The 19,384-nt window shown below is 69.7% G+C and carries 21 protein-coding genes; 11 read left to right on the top strand and 10 right to left on the bottom strand.

What is annotated here, in order from left to right; all coding sequences use genetic code 11:
- Positions 1-8 precede the first annotated feature (8 nt).
- Positions 9-965, top strand: coding sequence for a thiamine-phosphate kinase (gene thiL / locus ABL840_RS03755; RefSeq protein ID WP_093204014.1), 957 nt, complete (start codon positions 9-11; stop codon positions 963-965).
- A gap of 120 nt (positions 966-1,085) precedes the next feature.
- Here thiL and ABL840_RS03750 read toward each other — a convergent pair whose 3' ends face one another.
- Both ABL840_RS03750 and ABL840_RS03745 read right to left on the bottom strand, forming a co-directional pair.
- Positions 1,086-1,796: a DUF3053 domain-containing protein gene (locus ABL840_RS03750; RefSeq protein ID WP_093301658.1), complete on the bottom strand. Its 711-nt coding sequence runs from the start codon at positions 1,794-1,796 to the stop codon at positions 1,086-1,088.
- Between the two features lie 34 nt (positions 1,797-1,830).
- Complete coding sequence (locus ABL840_RS03745; RefSeq protein ID WP_093204009.1) at positions 1,831-2,727, bottom strand: LysR family transcriptional regulator; 897 nt, start codon at positions 2,725-2,727, stop codon at positions 1,831-1,833.
- A 97-nt stretch (positions 2,728-2,824) separates the two neighbouring features.
- Between ABL840_RS03745 and ABL840_RS03740 the strand changes: the two genes are divergently transcribed.
- Together ABL840_RS03740 and ABL840_RS03735 are read left to right on the top strand one after the other, a co-directional pair.
- The gene (locus ABL840_RS03740; protein WP_418116188.1) at positions 2,825-3,805 is read left to right on the top strand and encodes a tripartite tricarboxylate transporter substrate binding protein; all 981 of its coding nucleotides are present in this window, start codon (positions 2,825-2,827) and stop codon (positions 3,803-3,805) included.
- A 49-nt stretch (positions 3,806-3,854) separates the two neighbouring features.
- Entirely contained in the window at positions 3,855-5,570 is a 1,716-nt protein-coding gene (locus ABL840_RS03735; RefSeq protein WP_093301657.1) for an FAD-dependent oxidoreductase, read from the top strand.
- 6 nt (positions 5,571-5,576) lie between these two features.
- On the opposite strand, the gene ABL840_RS03730 is transcribed toward ABL840_RS03735, so the two are convergent.
- Positions 5,577-7,043, bottom strand: a complete 1,467-nt coding sequence (locus ABL840_RS03730; protein WP_093301655.1) for an MFS transporter — start codon at positions 7,041-7,043, stop codon at positions 5,577-5,579.
- A gap of 187 nt (positions 7,044-7,230) precedes the next feature.
- Between ABL840_RS03730 and ABL840_RS03725 the strand changes: the two genes are divergently transcribed.
- Positions 7,231-7,758, top strand: coding sequence for a phosphatidylglycerophosphatase A (locus ABL840_RS03725; protein WP_093204000.1), 528 nt, complete (start codon positions 7,231-7,233; stop codon positions 7,756-7,758).
- A gap of 5 nt (positions 7,759-7,763) precedes the next feature.
- Positions 7,764-8,288, top strand: a complete 525-nt coding sequence (locus tag ABL840_RS03720; protein WP_418116187.1) for a CinA family protein — start codon at positions 7,764-7,766, stop codon at positions 8,286-8,288.
- A gap of 22 nt (positions 8,289-8,310) precedes the next feature.
- Here ABL840_RS03720 and ABL840_RS03715 read toward each other — a convergent pair whose 3' ends face one another.
- Positions 8,311-9,495 (bottom strand): Acg family FMN-binding oxidoreductase, encoded by a 1,185-nt coding sequence (locus ABL840_RS03715; protein ID WP_093203998.1) that lies wholly within the window; start codon positions 9,493-9,495, stop codon positions 8,311-8,313.
- Positions 9,496-9,595: 100 nt separating this feature from the next.
- Here ABL840_RS03715 and ABL840_RS03710 point away from each other — a divergent pair, with 100 nt between their 5' ends.
- From ABL840_RS03710 to ABL840_RS03700, 3 genes are read left to right on the top strand one after another with little or no spacing between them, the layout of a single operon-like run.
- Positions 9,596-10,492: a LysR family transcriptional regulator gene (locus tag ABL840_RS03710; RefSeq protein ID WP_093203995.1), complete on the top strand. Its 897-nt coding sequence runs from the start codon at positions 9,596-9,598 to the stop codon at positions 10,490-10,492.
- Between the two features lie 34 nt (positions 10,493-10,526).
- On the top strand, positions 10,527-11,024 hold the full coding sequence (locus tag ABL840_RS03705; RefSeq protein WP_093203991.1) for a nuclear transport factor 2 family protein: 498 nt from the start codon (positions 10,527-10,529) through the stop codon (positions 11,022-11,024).
- Positions 11,021-11,341 carry a GNAT family N-acetyltransferase gene (locus tag ABL840_RS03700; RefSeq protein WP_093301653.1) on the top strand — a complete coding sequence of 107 codons (321 nt, stop codon included), beginning with the start codon at positions 11,021-11,023 and terminating at the stop codon, positions 11,339-11,341. Before ABL840_RS03705 ends, ABL840_RS03700 begins: the two co-directional genes overlap by 4 nt.
- Here ABL840_RS03700 and ABL840_RS03695 read toward each other — a convergent pair.
- Together ABL840_RS03695 and ABL840_RS03690 are read right to left on the bottom strand one after the other, a co-directional pair.
- Positions 11,331-12,518 carry an MFS transporter gene (locus ABL840_RS03695; RefSeq protein WP_093301780.1) on the bottom strand — a complete coding sequence of 396 codons (1,188 nt, stop codon included), beginning with the start codon at positions 12,516-12,518 and terminating at the stop codon, positions 11,331-11,333. The two genes, ABL840_RS03700 and ABL840_RS03695, sit on opposite strands and share 11 nt — an antisense overlap.
- A 167-nt stretch (positions 12,519-12,685) precedes the next feature.
- Complete coding sequence (locus ABL840_RS03690; protein WP_093301652.1) at positions 12,686-13,477, bottom strand: UPF0149 family protein; 792 nt, start codon at positions 13,475-13,477, stop codon at positions 12,686-12,688.
- 55 nt (positions 13,478-13,532) lie between these two features.
- On the opposite strand from ABL840_RS03690, the gene ABL840_RS03685 reads away from it, so the two are divergent.
- Positions 13,533-15,230, top strand: a complete 1,698-nt coding sequence (locus ABL840_RS03685; RefSeq protein ID WP_093301650.1) for an FMN-binding glutamate synthase family protein — start codon at positions 13,533-13,535, stop codon at positions 15,228-15,230.
- Positions 15,227-16,147: a hypothetical protein gene (locus ABL840_RS03680; RefSeq protein ID WP_093301649.1), complete on the top strand. Its 921-nt coding sequence runs from the start codon at positions 15,227-15,229 to the stop codon at positions 16,145-16,147. The genes ABL840_RS03685 and ABL840_RS03680 overlap by 4 nt, the downstream gene beginning before the upstream one ends.
- 18 nt (positions 16,148-16,165) lie before the next feature.
- On the opposite strand, the gene ABL840_RS03675 is transcribed toward ABL840_RS03680, so the two are convergent.
- From ABL840_RS03675 to ABL840_RS03665, 3 genes are read right to left on the bottom strand one after another with little or no spacing between them, the layout of a single operon-like run.
- Positions 16,166-16,411 carry a hypothetical protein gene (locus ABL840_RS03675; protein WP_093203981.1) on the bottom strand — a complete coding sequence of 82 codons (246 nt, stop codon included), beginning with the start codon at positions 16,409-16,411 and terminating at the stop codon, positions 16,166-16,168.
- A complete protein-coding gene (locus tag ABL840_RS03670) occupies positions 16,408-17,007 on the bottom strand; it encodes a type VI secretion system amidase effector protein Tae4 (protein ID WP_418116186.1) in 600 nt (199 codons plus the stop codon). Before ABL840_RS03670 ends, ABL840_RS03675 begins: the two co-directional genes overlap by 4 nt.
- A 33-nt stretch (positions 17,008-17,040) precedes the next feature.
- Entirely contained in the window at positions 17,041-17,472 is a 432-nt protein-coding gene (locus ABL840_RS03665; protein WP_093301646.1) for a putative toxin-antitoxin system toxin component, PIN family, read from the bottom strand.
- Positions 17,473-17,587: 115 nt separating this feature from the next.
- Between ABL840_RS03665 and ABL840_RS03660 the strand changes: the two genes are divergently transcribed.
- On the top strand, positions 17,588-18,085 hold the full coding sequence (locus ABL840_RS03660) for a surface-adhesin E family protein (RefSeq protein WP_093301644.1): 498 nt from the start codon (positions 17,588-17,590) through the stop codon (positions 18,083-18,085).
- Here ABL840_RS03660 and ABL840_RS03655 read toward each other — a convergent pair.
- Entirely contained in the window at positions 18,071-19,303 is a 1,233-nt protein-coding gene (locus ABL840_RS03655; RefSeq protein ID WP_093301643.1) for a THUMP domain-containing class I SAM-dependent RNA methyltransferase, read from the bottom strand. The two genes, ABL840_RS03660 and ABL840_RS03655, sit on opposite strands and share 15 nt — an antisense overlap.
- Between the last annotated feature and the right edge of the window lie 81 nt (positions 19,304-19,384).

Genomic DNA, 19,384 nt, shown 5'->3' with positions numbered 1-19,384 from the left:
TCACCCCCATGGGTGAATTCGACCTGATCGCACGCTACTTCAAGCGCCCCGCCACGCGCTCCCCGCTCGGCGTGGGCGACGACTGCGCACTGCTCGCGCCGGCTCCCGGCATGCAGCTCGCCGTTTCCTCCGACATGCTCGTTGAAGGGCGGCACTTCCTTTCCACCGTCGATCCGGCCCGGCTGGGCCACAAGGCGCTGGCGGTGAACCTCAGCGACCTGGCCGCCTGCGGCGCGAAGCCGCTGGCCTTCACGCTCGCGCTGGCGTTGCCGGGCGTGGACGAGCCCTGGCTCGAAGGCTTCTCTCGCGGCCTGCTCGCGCTGGCCGACGCGCACGGCTGCGAGCTGGTGGGCGGCGACACCACGCGCGGCCCGCTCAACATCTGCATCACGGTGTTCGGCGAGGTGCCGGCCGGCGCGGCACTGCTGCGCTCGGGCGCGCGCGCGGGCGACGACATCTGGGTGAGCGGCACGCCGGGCGAGGCGCGGCTGGCTCTCGAGGTGTTCCGCGGCACGATCGCGCTGCCGGCGGACGCCTTCGACACGGCGCGCAGGCGCATGGAGCAGCCGACGCCGCGCGTGGCGCTCGGGCAGGCCCTGCGCGGCATCGCCTCTTCGGCCGTGGACGTGAGCGACGGACTGATCGGCGACCTGGGCCACATCCTCGCATCGAGCGGCGTGGGCGCCACGCTGGACGCCGACGCGGCCACCGCGCTGATCTCGGTCGACACCGGCAACCTGGGAGAGGAACTGCGCCGCACCTGCGCGCTCTCGGGCGGCGACGACTACGAGCTGGTCTTCACCGCGCCCGCCTCGGCGCGCAACGCGGTCGGGCAGGCAGGCATGGACAGTTCCACGCGCGTCACGCGCATCGGCCGCATCGAGGCCGACGCCGGCCTGCGCATCGTCGACGCGGCCGGCGCGCCGGTGTCACAGCGCTTCGGCTCGTTCGACCATTTCGTCTAGTTTTCCTGCAATCCCTCTCTTTCGGGAAACACCGAGGAACCGGCTTTGCCGGGCCTCAGGTGTTGCCCCCGGAAGGGGGTTGGCGAAGCGACACGAAGTGCGCGCAGCCTGGGGGAGAGCCTATCCTCCGCGCACCACCGCCTGCATCTTCTGCTGAGCGGCATTGATGGCCGCCGACTGGCCGTTGAGCTGCTGCAGCATCTTGTTGAGCTCGGCCTGCACGGCAGGGTCGGTCACGGCGACGCTGCTGCCGCTGATCTGGATCTTCGACTTGTTCTTCTCCAGGAAGTCGCCGATGGCCAGCGCGCTGTCGAACACCTTGTCGAGCGCGGGGAACACTTCCTTGAAGGTGGCGGAGGGCGTGGTCACGGTCTTCTCGAAGGCCTTGTCGTAGACCTGCTTCAGGTCGTCGGGCTGCTTGAGCTGCGCGTGCGCGGCATCGGCCTTGGCGGACTGCTGGTCGAGCGCGGTGCGCAGGCCCGTGAGGCCGTCCTTCGCGGCCTTGAGGTCGTCGCGGCGCGCGGGCAGGTCGGCGATGGAACGCAGCGCGCCCTTGGCCATGATCTGCGTCATGGGCTGGCTCACGGACTTGTTCATGCCTTCGTTGAAGTCGGTGATCACGGCGTAGTGCTGCGCGTAGTCGCCGAAGGAGGCTTTTTCTTCCGCGGTGGGCACCGGCACGCGCAGGCCGGGCTTGCCGAGCACGCGGGTCTGCAGGAAGGAGATGAAGGCCTTGCGCTGCTCGGCCTCCTTGTTGCCGCAGGCCACCAGCGCGAGGCTGAAGGCGACGAGGAGCGTCATGGCCCCGAGACGTTGAATGAAAGTTCTCATGGGCCGGGCCCTCCTGTTTGTTGTGCCGGAAAAATTATAGGGAGCGCTTCAGCGCATCGATGAAGGCTCGCGCCGCGGCCGATAGCGAATGGCCGCGCTTGGTGACGATGGAGATGTCGCGCGCCACGCGCGGCGAGCTCAGCACCTTGATGACCAGCGACGGGTCGGCCTCCGCGCGCGCGAAGGCCGAGGGCATGATCGACGCGCCCATGCCGGCGGCCGTCATCCATATGGCGGTGGAGAGGAACGACACCTCGTTCACCACGTCGAGCGCCACGCCCGCCTCGGCCGCGGTGCCGTCGATGAGCGGCCGCACGCCGTAGCCCGGTCGCACCGTGATGACGGGGTGGCCGCCCAGGTCGCTCCAGCGCACCACGCGGGCCTTGGCCAGCGGATGGTCGTCGCGGCAGACCACGGCGAGGTGGTCGCGCATGAGGCGCTGCACCTCGACCTCGGGGCCGGGCCGCTCGGGCGTGCCGATGCCGAAGTCCACGTGCTCGCCGATGATGCGCGAGACGAACTGGTCGGGCGCGCAGTCGTTCACCAGCACCCGCACGCCGGGATGCTGCTCGTTGAATGCGCGCATCGCGTCGGGCAGCAGGAAGGCCGCGAGCGTGGGCGTGATGGCGAGGGTGACGCGGCCGCGCTCGAGCGTGGCCAGTTCGCGGAAGTCGTTCGACAGCGAATCCACGTCGCGCAGGATGCGCTCGACCGTCATCATCATCTGCTCGGCCGCCGCCGTGGCCTTGAGCGAGCGCGTGGTGCGGTCGAACAGGCGCGTGTCCAGCCCTTCCTCGAGCTGGCGGATCAGCATGCTCACCGCCGACTGCGTGACGAACAGCCGCTGCGCCGCCGCGCTGAGCTTTTTCAGCTGGTAGACGGCGAGGAACGCACGCAGCTGGCGGATCGTAGGACTGAAGTTCGTATTCATCAGCAAAGATGATATTTCATTAGAAATTTCTTGATTTACGAATGAATCCGGCCATCGTTCAATCATCGGAAAAACGCATCACATTCAAGGAGTCTCGATGGCAGCACCCCTTGCCCGCGGGAAGAGCGCGCGTCGCCGGCAGCTGCTGCTGGCCGCCGCCGGCGCGGCACTGACCGGTGGCACGGCGCTCGCGCAGGCGCCTTCCGCGCCGACCGGCGATTTCCCGAACCGGCCCATCCGCCTGGTCGTGACCTTCCCGCCCGGCGGCAGCGCCGACGCGGTGATGCGCATGCTGGTGCCCCGGCTCAACGAGAAGCTGGGCCAGCCGGTGGTGATCGACAACAAGCCCGGCGCGGGCGGCAACGTGGGGCTCTCGCTGGTGGCCAAGACTCCCGCCGACGGCTACACGCTGGGGCTGGGCGCGGCGGGCGCGCTGACCGCCAACGTCAGCCTCTATCCGCAGATGCCCTTCGACCCGGTGAAGGACTTCAAGCCCGTGGGCATGGTCGCGGCCACGCCCTTCGTGATCGTGGGACACCCTTCCATCGCCGCGCGCACGCAACGCGAGCTGATCGCGCTGGCAAAAGCCAGCCCCGGCACTCTGTCGATCGGCCACGGCGGCAACGGCACGGCCATGCACCTGTCGGCCGCCCTCTTCGCGCAGATGGCGGACGTGAAGCTGGTGGAGGTGCCTTATCGCGGCTCGGGCCCGGCGGCGCTCGACGCCATCGCGGGGCAGATTCCGCTCGCGCTGGTCGACCTGCCCGCCTCGCTGCAGCAGATCAGGGCCGGCAAGCTGGTGGCCTTCGCGGTGACGAGTGCGCAGCGCGTGCCGATGCTGCCCGAGGTGCCCTCGGTGGCCGAGGCCGGGCTCGCCGGCTACGACTCCACCGGCTGGTTCGGCGTGGTGGCGCCCGCAGGCACGCCAGCGCCCGTCGTCGCGCGGCTCAACGCCGAGATCAATGCCGCGCTCGGCGACGAGCAGATCAGGGCCTCGATGCGCAACCTCGGCGCGGAGCCCGCGCCGACCTCGCCGAGGCGTACATCCAATCCGAAACGAAGAAATGGGCGAAGGTGATCCAGACCGCCCGCATCAGGCTCGACTGACGACAGGCATCCGCCAGAACATGACCGACCAGAACCACACCTCAGCACTGCAGGCCGACGTGATGATCGTCGGAGCCGGCCCCGTGGGCCTCACGCTGGCCATGGACCTCGCCTCGCGCGGCGTCTCGGTCCTCATCTGCGAGACGCGCCGCTTCGCCGAGCCGCCGAACGTGAAGTGCAACCATGTCGCCTCGCGCACCATGGAACAGTTCCGCCGCCTTGGCGTGGCGCAGAAGCTGCGCGACGCGGGCCTGCCGGCGGATCATCCGAACGACGTGGTGTTCCGCACCACCGTGACGGGCACCGAGCTCACGCGCATCCCCATCCCCTGCCGGCGCGACCGCTACACCGAGACCGAGGGCCCCGACGCATGGTGGCCCACGCCCGAGCCGCCGCACCGCATCAACCAGATCTACCTGGAGCCCATCCTGCTGAAGCACACGGCCGCGCTGCCGGGCGTGCAGCTGCTCAACCGCACGCAGTTCGCGGGCTTCACGCAGGACGATACCGGCGTGACCGCGATCGCCACCGACATGGACAGCGGCGTGACGCGCAGCATCCGCTGCCGCTACATGGTGGGCTGCGACGGCGGCTCCTCGGCGGTGCGCAAGCAGATCGGCGCGAAGCTCGAGGGCACGGCGGTCATACAGCGGGTGCAGTCGACCTTCATCCGCGCGCCCGGGCTGCGCGCGCTCATTCCGGGCAAACCGGCGTGGTCGTACTACGCGATGAACCCGCGCCGCTGCGGCACGATGTTCGCCATCGACGGGCACGAGACCTGGCTGGTGCACAACCACCTGAACGCCGAGGAGCCCGAGTTCGATTCGGTGGACCGCGACCGATCGCTGCGCGAGATCCTCGGCGTGGGCCCCGACTTCGAGTACGAAGTCATCAGCAAGGAAGACTGGGTCGGCCGCCGCCTCGTGGCCAACCGCTTCCGCGAGGGCCGCGTGTTCCTCGCGGGCGACGCTGCCCACCTGTGGGTGCCCTACGCCGGCTACGGCATGAACGCGGGCATCGCCGACGCGCTCAACCTCTCCTGGCTGCTCGGCGCGGTGGTCCAGGGCTGGGGCGACGAGGCCATGCTCGACGCCTACGAGGCCGAACGGCTGCCGATCACCGAGCAGGTATCGAACTTCGCGATGAACCACGCGCAGAAGATGATCCGCGCGCGCCGCGCCGTGCCGCAGAACATCGAGGAGCCGGGCGCCGCCGGCGACGCGCTGCGCGCCGAGATCGGCCGCGAGGCCTACGAGCTGAACGTGCAGCAGTTCTGCTGCGGCGGCCTGAACTTCGGCTACTTCTACAGCGGCTCGCCGATCATCATCCCGGACGGCGAGCACATGGCGCCGCCCTACTCCATGGGCGAGTTCACGCCCTCCACCGTGCCCGGCTGCCGCGCGCCGCATTTCTGGCTGGCCGATGGCCGTTCGCTCTACGACGCCTTCGGCCCCGGCTACACCATGCTGCGCTTCGACCGCAGCGTGGACGTGCGCCCGCTCGAACGCGCCGCGGCCGCCTACAACATGCCGCTCACGGTGCTCGACATCGAGACGGAGGAAGTGCCCAAGGCCTACACGCACCGCCTCGTGCTGTGCCGCGCCGACCAGCACGTGGCCTGGCGCGGCGCGCACCTGCCGGCCGAGGTCTACGACCTGGTGGGCATGCTGCGCGGCGAAGGCCAGCGCATACGCGCTCGCCGCAAGGCGCTGGCGTGGGAAGGCGTGGTGGCCTGAGCCGCTTCACCAGTTGCGCCGCGCGACGACGCGATACGCGAGCCACGCGGCGGCCGCCGGCGCGAACGCAAAGCCCGCGAACAGCCACACGGCCGCCGACTTCGCGCCCTCCACGCCACCCGGCACGCTGAGCCCCGCCGCGTTCGCCACCAGCCCCGCCACCGCCGCGCCCACGGCCATGCCGTAGAGCTGCACGGTGGTGATCGAGGCCGAGGCCAGTCCCTGCTCGCCCTTCGGCGCCAGCGCCATCACGCGCGTGATGAGGTGCGGCCAGCCGATGCCCACGCCGAGCCCCACGGCCGCGAGCGCGGTTGCGATCAGCAACGTCTCGAAGCCGCCGCCGAAGAAGCCCGGCGAAGGCAGCAGGCACGCGAGCGCTGCGAGCCCCAATGTGCACGCCACCGGCCCGATGCGCAGCATGCGGTCGGCCTTCGCGCCGCTGCGGCCCGAGGACAGCAGCGAGCCCGCGCTCCAGCCGCCCGCCATCGCGGCCGTGAGATAGCCCGCCGCCAGCGGCGAGTGGCCGTGCAGCAGCTGCAGGAAGTACGGCACGAAGATCTCGGTGGTGCTTCCGATGAGCAGCAGCGCCACGCTCGCGTAGATGGCGCCCAGCGGCGCGCTCACGGCGTAGGCGCCGGCCGGCAGCACGCGCACGGCGGCTCGGCTGTCGATGCGCGTGGCGGCGAAGCCTATCGCCAGGCCCAGCGCGACGCCCGCCGCCTGCCAGGGGAGATCGGGCACCAGGCCGCTGGCGGCGATCACGAGCACCGAGGCGGCGAGCAGGCCGATCTGCGGCGCCGGCACGCGCGGCGGCGTGGCGGGCCGCTCGTGCTTCACGCCCATCGAGGGCCGCAGCTGCACGAGCACCAGCACTGCCTGCGCCGCCGCCACCGGCAGCAGGAACCAGAAGGCCCATCGCCAGTGCCCAGCCTGCGCGAAGAGCCCGCCCACGGCCGGCCCGCACAGCGTGGCCACGCCCCACATGCCCGACACCAGCGCCACCGCGCGCGGCCACAGCCGCTGCTCGAACACCAGCTGGATCAGCCCGTAGCTCAGCGCCGCGAGCAGCCCGCCGCCCAGCCCCTGGACCGTGCGCCCCGCCAGCATCCATGGCATGGCCGGGGCCAGCGCGCAGCCCACCGAGCCGGCGCTGAACACCGCCAGCGCCGCCAGGCAGGCGCCGCGCGGGCCCAGCACCGCGAGCAGCCGCACCGACAGCGTGGCGCCGAGGATCGAGCCGATCACGAAGAGCGTGGTGCTCCAGGCGTACCAGTCGAGCCCGCCGATCTCTCGCACCACCGAGGGCAGCACGGTGGTCACGATGTGCACGTTGACCGCGTGCAGGGCGACGCCGCCGGTCAGGGCCAGGGCGCGCCAGCCGTTGCGGCCGCTGAACAGTTCGCCCCAGGCGGCGGTGGAAGAAGGGGCATGCAGAGCGGCGGACGAGGCTGGAGAGGAAGGCATGGCAGGCATCGCGCTGACGCGAGGATCGGATCGGAAGGAGCCCGGATACTAGGCGTCGCCCGCCAATTAAACAAGCTATTGCTTTGATAAATAAAACTGCACCGACCCGGCCCCGCCGCAGATGCGCGAAACTCCTGCCCCGATGCAAGCCGTTTCCCCCAACTCTTCCTCTTCGTCCACCCCGACCTCCGGCGCCATGCCCCAACCCTCGATGCGCCGCGCCACGCTGAGCTTCCTGCTGTCCCACCCCGCGCACTTCATCGCGCTGGGTTTCGGTTCCGGCCTCTCGCGCCTCGCGCCCGGCACGGTGGGCACGCTGTGGGCCTGGGTCGCCTTCTCGGTGATGCAGCTGTGGTTCACGCCCGCCACCATCGGCTGGATCATCGCCGCCTCGCTGCCCGTCGGCTGGTGGGCCTGCACGGTGGCCGCGCGCGACATGAACGTGGCCGACCCCAGCCCCGTGGTGTGGGACGAGGTGGTCGCCTTCTGGATCGTGCTCTGGCTGGTGACGCCGGCCGGCCTGCTGGCGCAGACGGTGGCCTTCCTGCTGTTCCGCTTCTTCGATGCCGCCAAGCCCGGCCCGGTGGCCTGGGCCGACGGCCTGTTCAAGCCACGCGACCCGGCGCAGGTGCGCTGGTGGCAGGCCGGCTTCGGCATCATCCTCGACGATCTGGTGGCCGCCTTCTGCACGCTGCTGGTCATTGCGCTGTGGCGCGCATGGTGACCCCGATGGATTCCTCGCTCTCCCCGACCACGGCGCTCGCGGACCAGGACACGGCCGGGCTGGTCGTGACCCTGGCCGGCCTGCTGCAGAAAAAGGGCTGGATGCTGGCCACCGCCGAGAGCTGCACCGGCGGGCTGATCGGCGCGGCATGTACCGACCTCGCGGGTTCGAGCGTCTGGTACGAGCGCGGCTTCATCACGTATTCGAACGAGGCCAAGACCGAGCTGCTGGGCGTGGACGCGGGCGTGATCGCCGCGAACGGCGCCGTCAGCGAGCCGGTGGCGCGAGCCATGGCCACGGGCGCGATCGCGCATTCGCCGCCCTCGCGCGTTGCGCTGGCGGTGACTGGCGTGGCCGGGCCCACGGGCGGCACGCCCGACAAGCCGGTGGGCACCGTGTGGTTCGGCTGGTCGGTCGACGGCGACGTGCGCACCGAGCGCCGCCGCTTCGACGGCGACCGCGCCACGGTGCGCGCGGCCACGGTGCACCACTCGCTGCAGACGCTGGTGGAGCTGCTGCTCGCGCGCTGAGCCCGCCGGCGCCCGCGGCGCCTCAAGCCATCATGAAACCCGCGAGCGCCCGGCGCGGCGCGGCGGGCACCGGCGCCATCGGGTAGCCGAGGCGGCAGATCATCTGCACCGTCGGGCCCTGCCTGTCGCCCGGGAGCGCGGTGCCCAGCAGCATGTCGTGCGCGGCCGCGCGGTGCGGCGCCATTTCCGCGAATTCCTCCAGCGGCTGGCTCATCGGGTGCATGCCCAGGCCCAGGTCGGTGGCGCGCAGCTGCTGGCGCATGTAGGCGCGGCCCGCCGCGATCTGCTCGGTGCGGCTGTTGCCGCGCGTGCTGAGCCAGACGAAGCCCATCGCGGTGTTGGCCTGGTCCTCGAACAGCTGCAGGGTGCGGCGGAACGAGAGGCTGTCCTCGGACGCGGGCGTGCGGCGGTCGAACTGCCCCAGCGCGACGGCGACGCGCAGCGCAGGGTCGTTGATCGAGAAGCCGTCGCGGTGCGCGAGGATCTCCTGCGGGCCGACGCGCAGCAGCTGCAGGTTTTCCATCGCCGTGCCGGGCGTGGTGAGCTCCACCCGCGCGGCCGCCGCGCAGAGCTTGCGCAGGGGCTGCACGCGCGCCATGTCCACCGTGCCGGCCGAGCTCACCATGCCGCCCGCGGACGCGATGGAGGTCAGGCCCTGCAGGATGTCGGCCGACACCGGCCGCGTGAGGTCGAAGCGCTGCTTGGGCGTGCGCCGCCGCAGCACCTGCGCGAACAGCGGATCGGGCACGCCGCCGCCCGCCAGCCGCAGCCGCGCCACCGGAACGTGCGGCCAGTGCCTCGGCTCGCCGGCCAGCTCGCCCTGCGGCCACAGCTGCACGCTGGCCTGCAGCCCCTGCTGCGCGAGCGCCATCACCAGCAGCTCGATGAAGGCACCGTGGCCGATGACGATCTGGCGTCCGTACGGATCGGTCTCGGGCTGCACGCGCTCGCGGTCGCAATACACCACGATGGCGTCGGGCTCGCGCAGGTCGACCAGCCAGGGCTGGCGGTTGTAGGCGGTGGGGGCCGTCACGGCGTACGCGACGGCGCGCTTGCGCGCATCGGGCTCGTCGCCGGGGCCGTTCCATATCTCCAGCGCGGCCGCCGGCACGTCGGAGTTCAGCCACCAGGTTGCCAGCGCGGCCGCACCCGCCGCCACCACAACGCCGCCTCCCAGCAGCCGGATAAAGTTTCTTCGCTCATCCATCGGGCGGATTATCGAAAGCGGGGCAGCGATTAACAATCGCTTAAGCTTCCATAACTGCTATGCGGAACTGAATACCTGCCCGACACCCACCGGACCTCCGATGCGCTCCGAAAACGAACTCGGCTTCGACTGGCGGCTGGTGCGCGCATTCCTGGCCGCGCTCGACCACGGCAGCCTGCTCGCGGCAGCGCGCGCCCTGGGCGCGAGCCAGCCGACGCTGGGCCGGCACATCGCGGAGCTGGAATCGCAGCTGGGCGTGGTGCTGTTCGAGCGCACCGGCCGGGGGCTGCGGCCCACGGCCATGGCCACGCGTCTCGCGGAATCGGCCCGTGCCATGGAGAACGGCGCGCTCGCGCTGTCGCGCAGCGTCTCGGGCGCCAACGCGACCATCGCGGGATCGGTGCGCATCTCGGCGAGCCAGGCCACCGCGCGCCAGATGCTGCCCGGCCTGCTGGTGCGGATGCGGCAGGAGCTGCCCGAGATCCAGGTCGACTTGGTATCGACCAGCGAGATCAGCAACCTGCTGCAGCGCGAGGCCGACATCGCCATCCGCATGACGCAGCCCACCGCGGCCACGGTGGTGGCGCGCCGCATCGGCACCTTCGCGCTCGGCGCCTTCGCCCATGTCGACTACCTGCGGCGCCGCGGCACGCCGAGGCAGACGACCGACCTGTACCGGCACGACGTGCTGGGCTACGACAGCATCGACACCATCGTCCGCATGTCGGCGCAGCTGGGCACGCCCTTGCTGCGCGAGCACTTCTGCTTCCGCACCGACGACATGGGCGCCTACTGGGAAGCGCTGCGCCTGGGCATGGGCATAGGCTTCGTCAGCGAGTCGCTCGCGCGCACCGACGGCTCGGTGGTGCGCGTGCTGCCGCAGCTGAAGATCAAGTCGCTGCCGGTGTGGCTCGCGGTGCATCGCGAGATCCACACCGACCGGCGCATCCGCGCGGTCTATGATTTCCTCGCGCGCAACATCCCGGCGTCGATCTGACGCCACGCCGCTCCGCTCAACCCCAAGAGGCCTCATGACAGCAGCCACCAACGCCCAGACCATCGAGCGCTTCTACAGCGCCTTCGCGAAGCTAGACGCGCCGACCATGGAGGCCTGCTACGCCCCCGACGCGGTGTTCGACGACGAGGCCTTCTCGCTGCGCGGACGGCGCGAGGTGGGCGGCATGTGGCGCATGCTGGCCGGCGGCACCAAGGCCAAGGGCGCCGACGTGTGGAAGCTGACCTGGCGCGACGTGAAGGCGAACGACGACGGCACCGGCAGCGCCCACTGGGACGCGCACTACCGCTTCACCGCCACCGGCCGCATCGTCGACAACAGCATCGACTCGCGCTTCACCTTCACGCCCGAGGGGCTGATCGCCACTCACCGCGACAGTTTTCCGTTCTGGACCTGGTCGCGCCAGGCGCTCGGCACACCGGGCCTGCTGCTAGGCTGGAGCCCCATGCTGCGCAACAAGGTGCGCGCCACCGCGGCAGCCAACCTCGCAACCTTTCTCGCACGACAGCCATGAGCACCAACGACACCGCCCTCGCCTTTTCCAACAACGAAGCACAGCACCGCTACGAGGCCGCGCTCGAAGGCAAGCTGGCCGGCTACGCCGAATACAACCTGCTGACCGACGCGATCATGTTCACCCACACCGAGGTGCTGCCCGAATTCGAGGGCAAGGGCGTGGGCTCGGGCATCGCGAAGCACGTGCTCGGCGAGGCTCGCGCGAAGGGGCTGCACGTGATTCCGGTGTGCCAGTTCATCGCGGGCTATATCCGCAAGCACCGCGAATACGCTGACCTGGTGCGGCCCGATATTCAGCGCGCCTTCAAGATCTAGGCGATTCGGGCTTCGGGGCGGGCAGCCACGCGAAGGCTGCGATGCCGATCACCAGCAGCACGGCGATCGTGCCCAACACGGCCGTCAGCGGATCGCCGCCATGCGCCGCCGCCACCGAGGCGGCCACGCCCGTGCCCCACTGCATGAACGCCACGCCGAGGAACATCGCCATGGTGAACACGGCCATCGCGCGGCCGGTGAGCGTGGCCGGGTAGGCGCCGCGCACGTCGGCGTACTGCCAGACGATGAAGCCCGAGAGCACGCCGATCAGCACCATGCCGGCGATGTCGAGCCAGGCCGAGTGCAGCACCGCGATGAGCGCGAAAAGCCCCGCGTAGCCGAGACAGCAGATCGCGATCCAGCGGCGGCGCGAGGCACCGTCGCGGTCGAGCCGGCCGAAGAGCGGCGCGCCGAACAGCGAGATCACCGACACCGCCAGCGCCACGTTGCCGCTCTGCACCAGCGAGTAGCCGTGGCGCTCCATCATCAGCGGGCCCAGCCACAGGCCGCGCAGCGAGATGAAGGCCGCGTACGTGACCGCGCCCAGCACCATGATGCCCAGCGTGTGCGGCATGGCGAACAGCGCGCCGAACTGGCGGATCGCCTCGGGAATGGACTCCCGCTTGCCCGGCATGGCCGAGGCCGGCTCGTGCATCCAGTACCAGATCGCCAGCCACGCCAGCGCTGCGGCCAGGGCCAGCACCAGGAAGCCCGCGCGCCACGAATACGCCTGCACCAGCCAGGCCAGCGGCGTGCCGGTGGCCAGCATGCCCAGGCCGCCGACGGCCAGCACGATGCCCGACACGGTGGCGAAGCTCGCCGGCGGGAAGTGGCGAGCGATGAACACCGTGCAAACCAGGAAGGCCGGCGCGCAGCCCACGCCGATCAGCGCCTGCCCGGCCACCAGCACCAGGTAGCTGGACGACACCGCCGACAGCAGCGCCCCCGCGATGGCGACCGGAAAGGCCACCAGCACCGTGCGGCGCACGCCGTGCAGGTCAATGCCGATGCCCATGAAGAGCTGCATCGCGCCGAACGCAAAGTGAAAGGCCCCCGAGAAGATCCCGAGGGCCTGTGCGGAAAGATGGAAATCGGCCTGCAGCGGACTCGCCATGATGGCGCCCACCGTGCGGAACGCCTGGCTCAGCGCGACCCCGGCGCACAGCGCCAGGACCATCACCCATGCCGCACGGGGCGTCAGGGGTTCTGCGGCGGAGCGCTGCGCCAGGACTGAGCTCATTTCAGGAATACCGCGGAACCGGCTTTGCCGGGCCGCAGGTATTGCCCCCTGCAAGGGGGTTGGCGAAGCGACACGAAGTGCGCGAAGCCTGGGGGTGAGCCCAGTTACTCACCGTGGCACTTCTTGTACTTCTTGCCGCTGCCGCAGGGGCAAGGGTCGTTACGTCCGGGCGTGGCTTCCTTGCGGATGGTCTCGGCCTTGGGCCCCAGGCTCTTCCAGAGCTGGCGCAGGTCGTACACGGCCCAGATGGCGGCGCCGAAGTCGTCCAGCCGCTGCTGGCTCACGCTGGGCGGGGCGTCGTCGCTGTACATCGACAGCGTGGGCTTGCCGGTGTCGTCCTCGGTGAGGGCGACGATGTTGTCGAGCGCGTCGTTCAGCATGCGCGCGGCGTCCTTGTCGCGCGGCTCGGCCCAGTCTTCGGGCCAGTTCTCCACGGCGTACATGAAGCCCAGCGCCCAGACCTGGGCGAACGAGGGAATGGCCTCGCCGGCGACTTCGGCGCGTTCTTCTTCCGGCAGGGAGGCGATGGCGCCGCGGGTGTCGAGCACCTCGGGCTGCCAGCTGCGCTCGTCGTCGAGGGTTTCGACGGGGGCGTCGAGGCCTTCCTCGATCTCGATCCAGCGGCGCTTCCAGTTCCAGACGAACTCCATGTGCTGGGCGGACGAGAAGCTGTCGCCCAGCAGGACGGGCCAGTATTCGGACGGCAGGATGGGCCGGCGGGTGCAGATCAGGGCGGCCATGAAGCCTTCGCAGAACTCCCACTGGGGGATTTCCTCGTCGTGCTCGCGCATGGCGTCGAGGGCCTGGTCGAGGGCGTCGAAATCGTCGGGGCCGAGGGGAGTGCGGGCTGCGGGGGTGCTGTCGGGAGGCGAAATGGGGTCGGGAATGGTCGTCATGGCAAGTTCGAGGCAGCCCTCTATGATGCAGCAGGCCACGGTCGAGACTATTTCTATGCCCACGATTATTCCGTTTCCGGCGCGCTACAGCGCCTTCGCCCTGTGCGTGGTCGGTCTGGTGGCATGCCTGGCGTTCGTGCTGGTTTCGCCCCACCTGTGGCTGGCCTGGATCGGCGTCGCCGTCTTTGCGGTACTTACAGGTACCGGCGTACACGACCTGCGGCAGGCCCGTCATGCCATCCTGCGCAACTACCCGGTGATCGGCCACCTGCGCTTCCTGCTGGAGTTCATCCGCCCCGAGATGCGGCAGTACTTCATCGAGAGCGACTCCGAGGCCGCGCCCTTCTCGCGCGCCCAGCGCTCGCTGGTGTACCAGCGCGCCAAGGGCGACCCCGACAACCGCCCCTTCGGCACGCAGATGAACGTGACCATCGCGGGCTACGAGTGGATCAACCACTCGATGCGGCCGACCAAGCTGGCCGACCACGATTTCCGCATCGTGATCGGCGGCACGCCCCAGCCGGCGGGCGCGAACCCCGCGCAGGTCTGCACCCAACCCTACAGCGCCAGCGTGTTCAACATCTCGGCCATGAGCTTCGGCGCGCTGTCGGCCAACGCCATCCTCGCGCTCAACAAGGGCGCGAAGATGGGCGGCTTCGCGCACGACACCGGCGAGGGCTCGATCTCGCAGCACCACCGCGTGCACGGCGGCGACCTGATCTGGGAAATCGGCTCCGGCTACTTCGGCTGCCGCAACGACGACGGCAGCTTCAGCGAGGAGCGCTTCACCGCCAACGCGCGCGACCCGCAGGTGAAGATGATCGAGATCAAGCTGAGCCAGGGCGCCAAGCCCGGCCACGGCGGCGTGCTGCCGGCGCCCAAGGTCACGCCCGAGATCGCCGCCGCGCGCGGCGTGCCGGTAGGCGTCGACTGCATCTCGCCCGCCTCGCACAGCGCCTTCTCCACGCCGACCGAGATGATGCATTTCGTCGCCAGGCTGCGCGAGCTGTCGGGCGGCAAGCCCACCGGCTTCAAGTTCTGCCTGGGCCATCCTTGGGAATGGTTCGGCATCGTCAAGGCGATGCAGGCCACCGGCATCACGCCCGACTTCATCGTGGTCGACGGCGCCGAGGGCGGCACCGGCGCGGCGCCGGTCGAGTTCAGCGACCACGTGGGCGCGCCGCTGCAGGAAGGCCTGCTGCTGGTGCACAACACGCTGATCGGCGTGAACCTGCGCCACCGCATCAAGATCGGCTGCGCCGCCAAGGTGATCACGGCCTTCGACGTGGCGCGCATGATGGCGCTGGGTGCCGACTGGTGCAACGCCGCGCGCGGCTTCATGATGGCGCTGGGCTGCATCCAGGCGCAGAGCTGCCACACCGGCCACTGCCCCACGGGCGTGACCACGCAGGACCCGCTGCGCCAGAAGGCGCTGGTGGTGCCGACCAAGGCCGAGCGGGTGCACAACTTCCACCGCAGCACGCTGCACGCGCTGCAGGAGCTGGTGCAGGCCGCGGGCCTCGACCATCCGCAGCAGATCACGGCGCACCACATCGTGCGCCGCATTTCCGACACCGAAGTGCGCCTGTTGAGCAACCTGGTGATGCAGGTGCAGCCGGGCGCCCTGCTCGGCCCGCTCGACGAGCAGCACAATGTCTTCCGTACCTACTGGCCGCTGGCCAGTGCAGAGAGTTTCCAGCCCGTGACGCAGGGCCCGCAAGGGCTCGTGACGGGCTTCGCATTGGCCGCATGAACCCACTGAGTAGAGGCGCCAGCAGGCGCCTGCAAACGCGCAAGGGCGCAGCTTCGGCGCCCGCGCCCCTGGACGCGCTTTCCCCGAACCCGCCGGCGCCCGGCGACTACGCGGAATTCCTGCGCACCACCCTGCCCCAGCAGCAGAAGAACGTGGCCAGCCACCGCTTTGGCAGCGAACGCGTGTGGCTCAAGAAGGCCGGCCCCCGGCACGGCAAATGGGGCTACCGCGTGATGGCGGCGGTCGCGCGCATGGCGCGGCTGGACATCATCAAGCCCGTGCCCAACCCCGGCGGCGAAGCGGCCATCGCCACCGAGGCGCGGCGCCTCAAGCAGCTCGCGGCCGCCGGCCTGCGCGTGCCGGTGGTGCTGGCGCAGCAGCCCGACGGCCTGCTGATCTCCGACCTGGGCGAGAGCGGCCGCGCGACGGTGGTGCTGCAGGAGCGGCTCGACCAGGCAGCGGCCGCCGGCCCCGCCGCGCTGCTGTCGGTATGGCGCGAGGGCCTGGCCGCCATCGCCGCCGTGCACGTGTGCGGCCAGCACCTGAGCCAGGCCTTCGACCGCAATCTCGTGCAGTGCCCCGACGGCGTGATCGGCTACATCGACTTCGAGGACGACCCGGCCGAGGTCATGACCCTGGCCGAATGCCAGGCGCGCGACTGGCTGAGCTACCTGCACTCGACGGCCATGATGCTCGAGGCGGCCGCCCCGCAGGCCGCCGGGCAGCACTGGCACGCGGCGCTGGCCGGCGTGAGCGAAGAAGTGCGAGAGCGCATCGCGAATGCTGCAAGGCGAATGAAATGGGCGCAGAAGCTGCCGGCGAGCCGGCGCTGGGGGCGCGATACGCAGCGGGTGCGGGCGGTGGCGCGGCTGCTGGGGCGGTGGCATCTGCAGGTTGCCAACGGGGTGCAGCACTAGCCACGCTTGTCCGCAAGACTATTGGCGGTCGAGCCGTTTCCGAAGCCATTTGCGAAGCAGCCAATCGCCAAGCCAGCCCCCAACGATGGCGGAAAGGGCTTGCATTGCAAGGGCGATCACGAAGGCTTGCGTCAGATCGCTCTCGCTTTGAGCCTTGTTCATTTCGTACCACTGGCCAATGGGGACGAGCAGTCCCTTGGTCACAACGAAGCTGAGCGCGAGTCCGCCCAGCACAATGCAGATGAGGCGAAATAGGATTTTCATTGGACCTGCCAAAACCATATGGCTTGCGCCAGACGCATGTCGGTGAAAACGCCTTCCAAGGAGAGGTGCCATTGAATGCGGAAATAGGACATGCGCTCCGTCATCCGCGAACCATTCCAGAGATCGATGTGGTCACCCTGTCGCCCTGCGCCCCAGTAGTTCTGGACGAACACGATTCCTGTGCGCTTGGCGATTTTCTCGAACCCTTCCTTGCCTGAGTATTTCTCGGTGCGAGACATGAAGCCGGACTTGCCGGAGTCCAGCCAGCTCGCCAACTCCTGAGCCCTGATCGGGTACTTCGGCCTGTCCTTCTGCCAGGAATAGACACCCGGGAAGCTCTCGAGGCTCAGGCTGGAGCGGATGAAAGTCGCTCCTACGTTGATGGCGCATTGATCCTTGTAGACGTCCTTGTCCAGCAAGGCGTCGTCCCCCTTGATCGTCGGGTGGTTCGCCCAGAGGGTCGCAAAAGATGGCTGCATGATTTCCAGTCGGTCAAGGCAGGCGCAAGCCTGCGATGCCCATTCACCGCAGCCACCCTCCCCTTGCTGAAAATCTAGTGCCGCTTCAAAAAAGTTCGATGAACGAAACGTTGTCAATTGATACCCGGCACCGGGCAACACCACCGGCCACTAGGCCCCATACGCCGCCTGCACCACCACCCCTCGCAGCGCCAGCCGCTTCTTCATCGACAGCACCGCCCGGTCCTTGCTCAGCAGCAGCGCCTTGTGCGCCACGGCCAGGTCGATGAAGACCTGGTCGTCGGGGTCGCTGCACACGCATGGCGCGCGCGGCGGGACGGCTTCCACCACGTGCACCCGCGCGTCGAAATCGGCGAGCACGGCCGGCGCCTGCAGTTCCCGCTGCGCCATGCGCCGGGCGATCAGGGGGTAGCCCAGCACGCGTTCGAGTTCGGTGCGCATGGCGGCCGTGGCCAGCCAGCGCAGTTCGCCGGCGGCCAGGCGCGCGGTCAACGGGCCCCAGGCCGGGTCCTCGAAGACCAGCAGGTCGAGCGCGATGTTGGTGTCGATGACGACAAGGCTGGCGGGTTCTGTCAACGTCATGGGATGTGCGGGGAATATCGCCGATGTTGCACCATCCGATGCTGCGGTCAGCCGCCCGTTAGCCGGGCCGACGACAATCGGACTTCGCCAAAACCAGCACTCCCCGCCTTCCTTCATGAAACGCCTACCGCTGCTCTGCCTCGCCCTGCTCGCGCCCGTTGGCGCCCGGGCCGAGTGGCTGACGCTGGCGGGTACGCCCGGCGACGAGACCGCCAGCTATGTGCAGGTCGACCCGACCAGCGTCGAGGCCGACGGCTCGAAGCGCCTGGTGAGCCTGCGCATGAGCCTGCCGCAGGACCGCACCGGTCGCGACGGCATCAAATACCGCTCCTTCCAGGCCCGGGCCAAGGTCGATTGCGATGCCCGCAGCGCGCGCTACGTGAACGTCAGCTACTTCGGGCATCCGAACTTCGTGGGCGAACCGGTCGCGGTGAAACACTACGAAGAAGAGGAAGACGTGCGCCCCGTGACGCTGGCCGGCGCGCGCGACCTCGTCACGCGCACGATCAACGCGGCCTGCGCGGTGCGGCCGAAGGAAGCCAGGGAGCCGCAACAACAACAGCAGCCCAGGCCCGAGGGCGAACCGCCGCTCTCGCCGCTACCTGCGCGCTGAGCCCGCGACCATGTCGAAGCGGAACAGCCGGCATTCGATCGGGCCGTTCCACATCGGCACGCGGCGCGATTCCTTCAGGCGCATCAGCTTCGGCAGCTTCAGGTCGGGCGTGAGCACCCAGGCGGTCCAGCCGGCGTAGTTCTTCTTCCAGTGGGTGGCGAGCTGCGGGAAGAAGTCGCCGCCGTCCCCGTCGGTGGACTGCGCCGCCTCCCGTGCCCCGGGGCGCCCCGCGCCGGCCACGCCGCCCACGGCGATGCGCTCGCCGTACGGCGGGTTGAGCATGATCACGCCGCCTTCGGCAGGCGGCATGCGCTGCAGCGCGTCGCCGCCGCGGAACTCGACGGCCTGCGCCACGCCGGCGCGCTCGGAATTGCGCTGGGCGAAATCGACCATGCGGTGCGACACGTCGGAGCCGAAGACCGCCGGGGCGCCGTCGCCGGCCACTGCAGCCTCGGCTTCCAGCCTGATGGCCGACCACACGTGCGCCTGGAACGGCAGCAGCTTCTCGAAGCCGAAGCGCCGCAGCGATCCGGCCGCGATGCCGCGCGCGATCTGCGCCGCCTCGATGGCGATGGTGCCGCTGCCGCAGCAGGGGTCGTACAGCGGTTGGTCCGCGACCTCGCCGGTCTCGGGGTTCCACCAGCCGCTGGCGGCCAGCATGGCGGCGGCCAGGGTTTCCTTCAGCGGGGCGTCGCCCTTGTCCTGGCGCCAGCCGCGCTTGAAGAGCGGCTCGCCGCTGGTGTCGATGTAGAGCGTGCAGGTGTCGGTGGTCAGGTGGGCGAACACGCGGCAGTCGGGCCACTGGGTCTCGATGCTCGGGCGCACGCCGTTGGCCTTGGCCCGGAAGCGGTCGGCAATGGCGTCCTTGATGCGCAGGGTGGCGAAGTTCAGGCTCTGCAGCGGGCTGTGCTGGGCGGTGGTCTCGATCTTGAAGGTCTGCTTGGGCGTGAACCAGATCTCCCAGGCCACGCCGCTGGCGATGCCGTAGAGGTCGTTCTCGTTGCGGTAGGGCCCGTGGGCCAGCTCGACCAGCACCCGCTGCGCGAGGCGGCTGTGCAGGTTGAGCTTCAGGCCGTCGCGCCAGTCGGCACGCACGCGCACGCCGCCGCGCAGGGAAAGCAGGTCCTGCCCGGCGCGGCCGGTCAGGGCGTGCACCTCCTGGGCGAGGAATTCCTCGACGCCGGCGGCGCAAGGCAGGAAAAAGGAGAGATCGTTCACGGAAAGTAGGCCATCGGGAAGCCCGACTAGGGGACTCCATTGTCGCCGCGCTGCAACCCTTCTCTATATAGTCGATTCGCC

Source organism: Variovorax sp. NFACC27 (assembly GCF_048301545.1).
Lineage (GTDB): Bacteria > Pseudomonadota > Gammaproteobacteria > Burkholderiales > Burkholderiaceae_C > Variovorax > Variovorax gossypii.
Note: the sequence above shows the minus strand (reverse complement) of the source record. Positions and strands in the feature narration are given on the sequence as shown.

What these genes read in the sequence shown, in the direction of transcription:
- ABL840_RS03720 (WP_418116187.1), top strand. Translation starts at nt 7,764, where the DNA reads ATGGATTCCTCGCTCTCCCCGACCACGGCGCTCGCGGACCAGGACACG.
- ABL840_RS03740 (WP_418116188.1), top strand. Translation starts at nt 2,825, where the DNA reads ATGGCAGCACCCCTTGCCCGCGGGAAGAGCGCGCGTCGCCGGCAGCTG.
- ABL840_RS03700 (WP_093301653.1), top strand. Translation starts at nt 11,021, where the DNA reads ATGAGCACCAACGACACCGCCCTCGCCTTTTCCAACAACGAAGCACAG.
- thiL (WP_093204014.1), top strand. Translation starts at nt 9, where the DNA reads ATGGGTGAATTCGACCTGATCGCACGCTACTTCAAGCGCCCCGCCACG.
- ABL840_RS03745 (WP_093204009.1), bottom strand. Translation starts at nt 2,727, where the DNA reads ATGAATACGAACTTCAGTCCTACGATCCGCCAGCTGCGTGCGTTCCTC.
- ABL840_RS03675 (WP_093203981.1), bottom strand. Translation starts at nt 16,411, where the DNA reads ATGAAAATCCTATTTCGCCTCATCTGCATTGTGCTGGGCGGACTCGCG.
- ABL840_RS03715 (WP_093203998.1), bottom strand. Translation starts at nt 9,495, where the DNA reads ATGGATGAGCGAAGAAACTTTATCCGGCTGCTGGGAGGCGGCGTTGTG.
- ABL840_RS03690 (WP_093301652.1), bottom strand. Translation starts at nt 13,477, where the DNA reads ATGACGACCATTCCCGACCCCATTTCGCCTCCCGACAGCACCCCCGCA.
- ABL840_RS03680 (WP_093301649.1), top strand. Translation starts at nt 15,227, where the DNA reads ATGAACCCACTGAGTAGAGGCGCCAGCAGGCGCCTGCAAACGCGCAAG.
- ABL840_RS03750 (WP_093301658.1), bottom strand. Translation starts at nt 1,796, where the DNA reads ATGAGAACTTTCATTCAACGTCTCGGGGCCATGACGCTCCTCGTCGCC.
- ABL840_RS03730 (WP_093301655.1), bottom strand. Translation starts at nt 7,043, where the DNA reads ATGCCTGCCATGCCTTCCTCTCCAGCCTCGTCCGCCGCTCTGCATGCC.
- ABL840_RS03660 (WP_093301644.1), top strand. Translation starts at nt 17,588, where the DNA reads ATGAAACGCCTACCGCTGCTCTGCCTCGCCCTGCTCGCGCCCGTTGGC.
- ABL840_RS03735 (WP_093301657.1), top strand. Translation starts at nt 3,855, where the DNA reads ATGACCGACCAGAACCACACCTCAGCACTGCAGGCCGACGTGATGATC.
- ABL840_RS03685 (WP_093301650.1), top strand. Translation starts at nt 13,533, where the DNA reads ATGCCCACGATTATTCCGTTTCCGGCGCGCTACAGCGCCTTCGCCCTG.
- ABL840_RS03705 (WP_093203991.1), top strand. Translation starts at nt 10,527, where the DNA reads ATGACAGCAGCCACCAACGCCCAGACCATCGAGCGCTTCTACAGCGCC.
- ABL840_RS03710 (WP_093203995.1), top strand. Translation starts at nt 9,596, where the DNA reads ATGCGCTCCGAAAACGAACTCGGCTTCGACTGGCGGCTGGTGCGCGCA.
- ABL840_RS03665 (WP_093301646.1), bottom strand. Translation starts at nt 17,472, where the DNA reads ATGACGTTGACAGAACCCGCCAGCCTTGTCGTCATCGACACCAACATC.
- ABL840_RS03725 (WP_093204000.1), top strand. Translation starts at nt 7,231, where the DNA reads ATGCCCCAACCCTCGATGCGCCGCGCCACGCTGAGCTTCCTGCTGTCC.
- ABL840_RS03695 (WP_093301780.1), bottom strand. Translation starts at nt 12,518, where the DNA reads ATGGTCCTGGCGCTGTGCGCCGGGGTCGCGCTGAGCCAGGCGTTCCGC.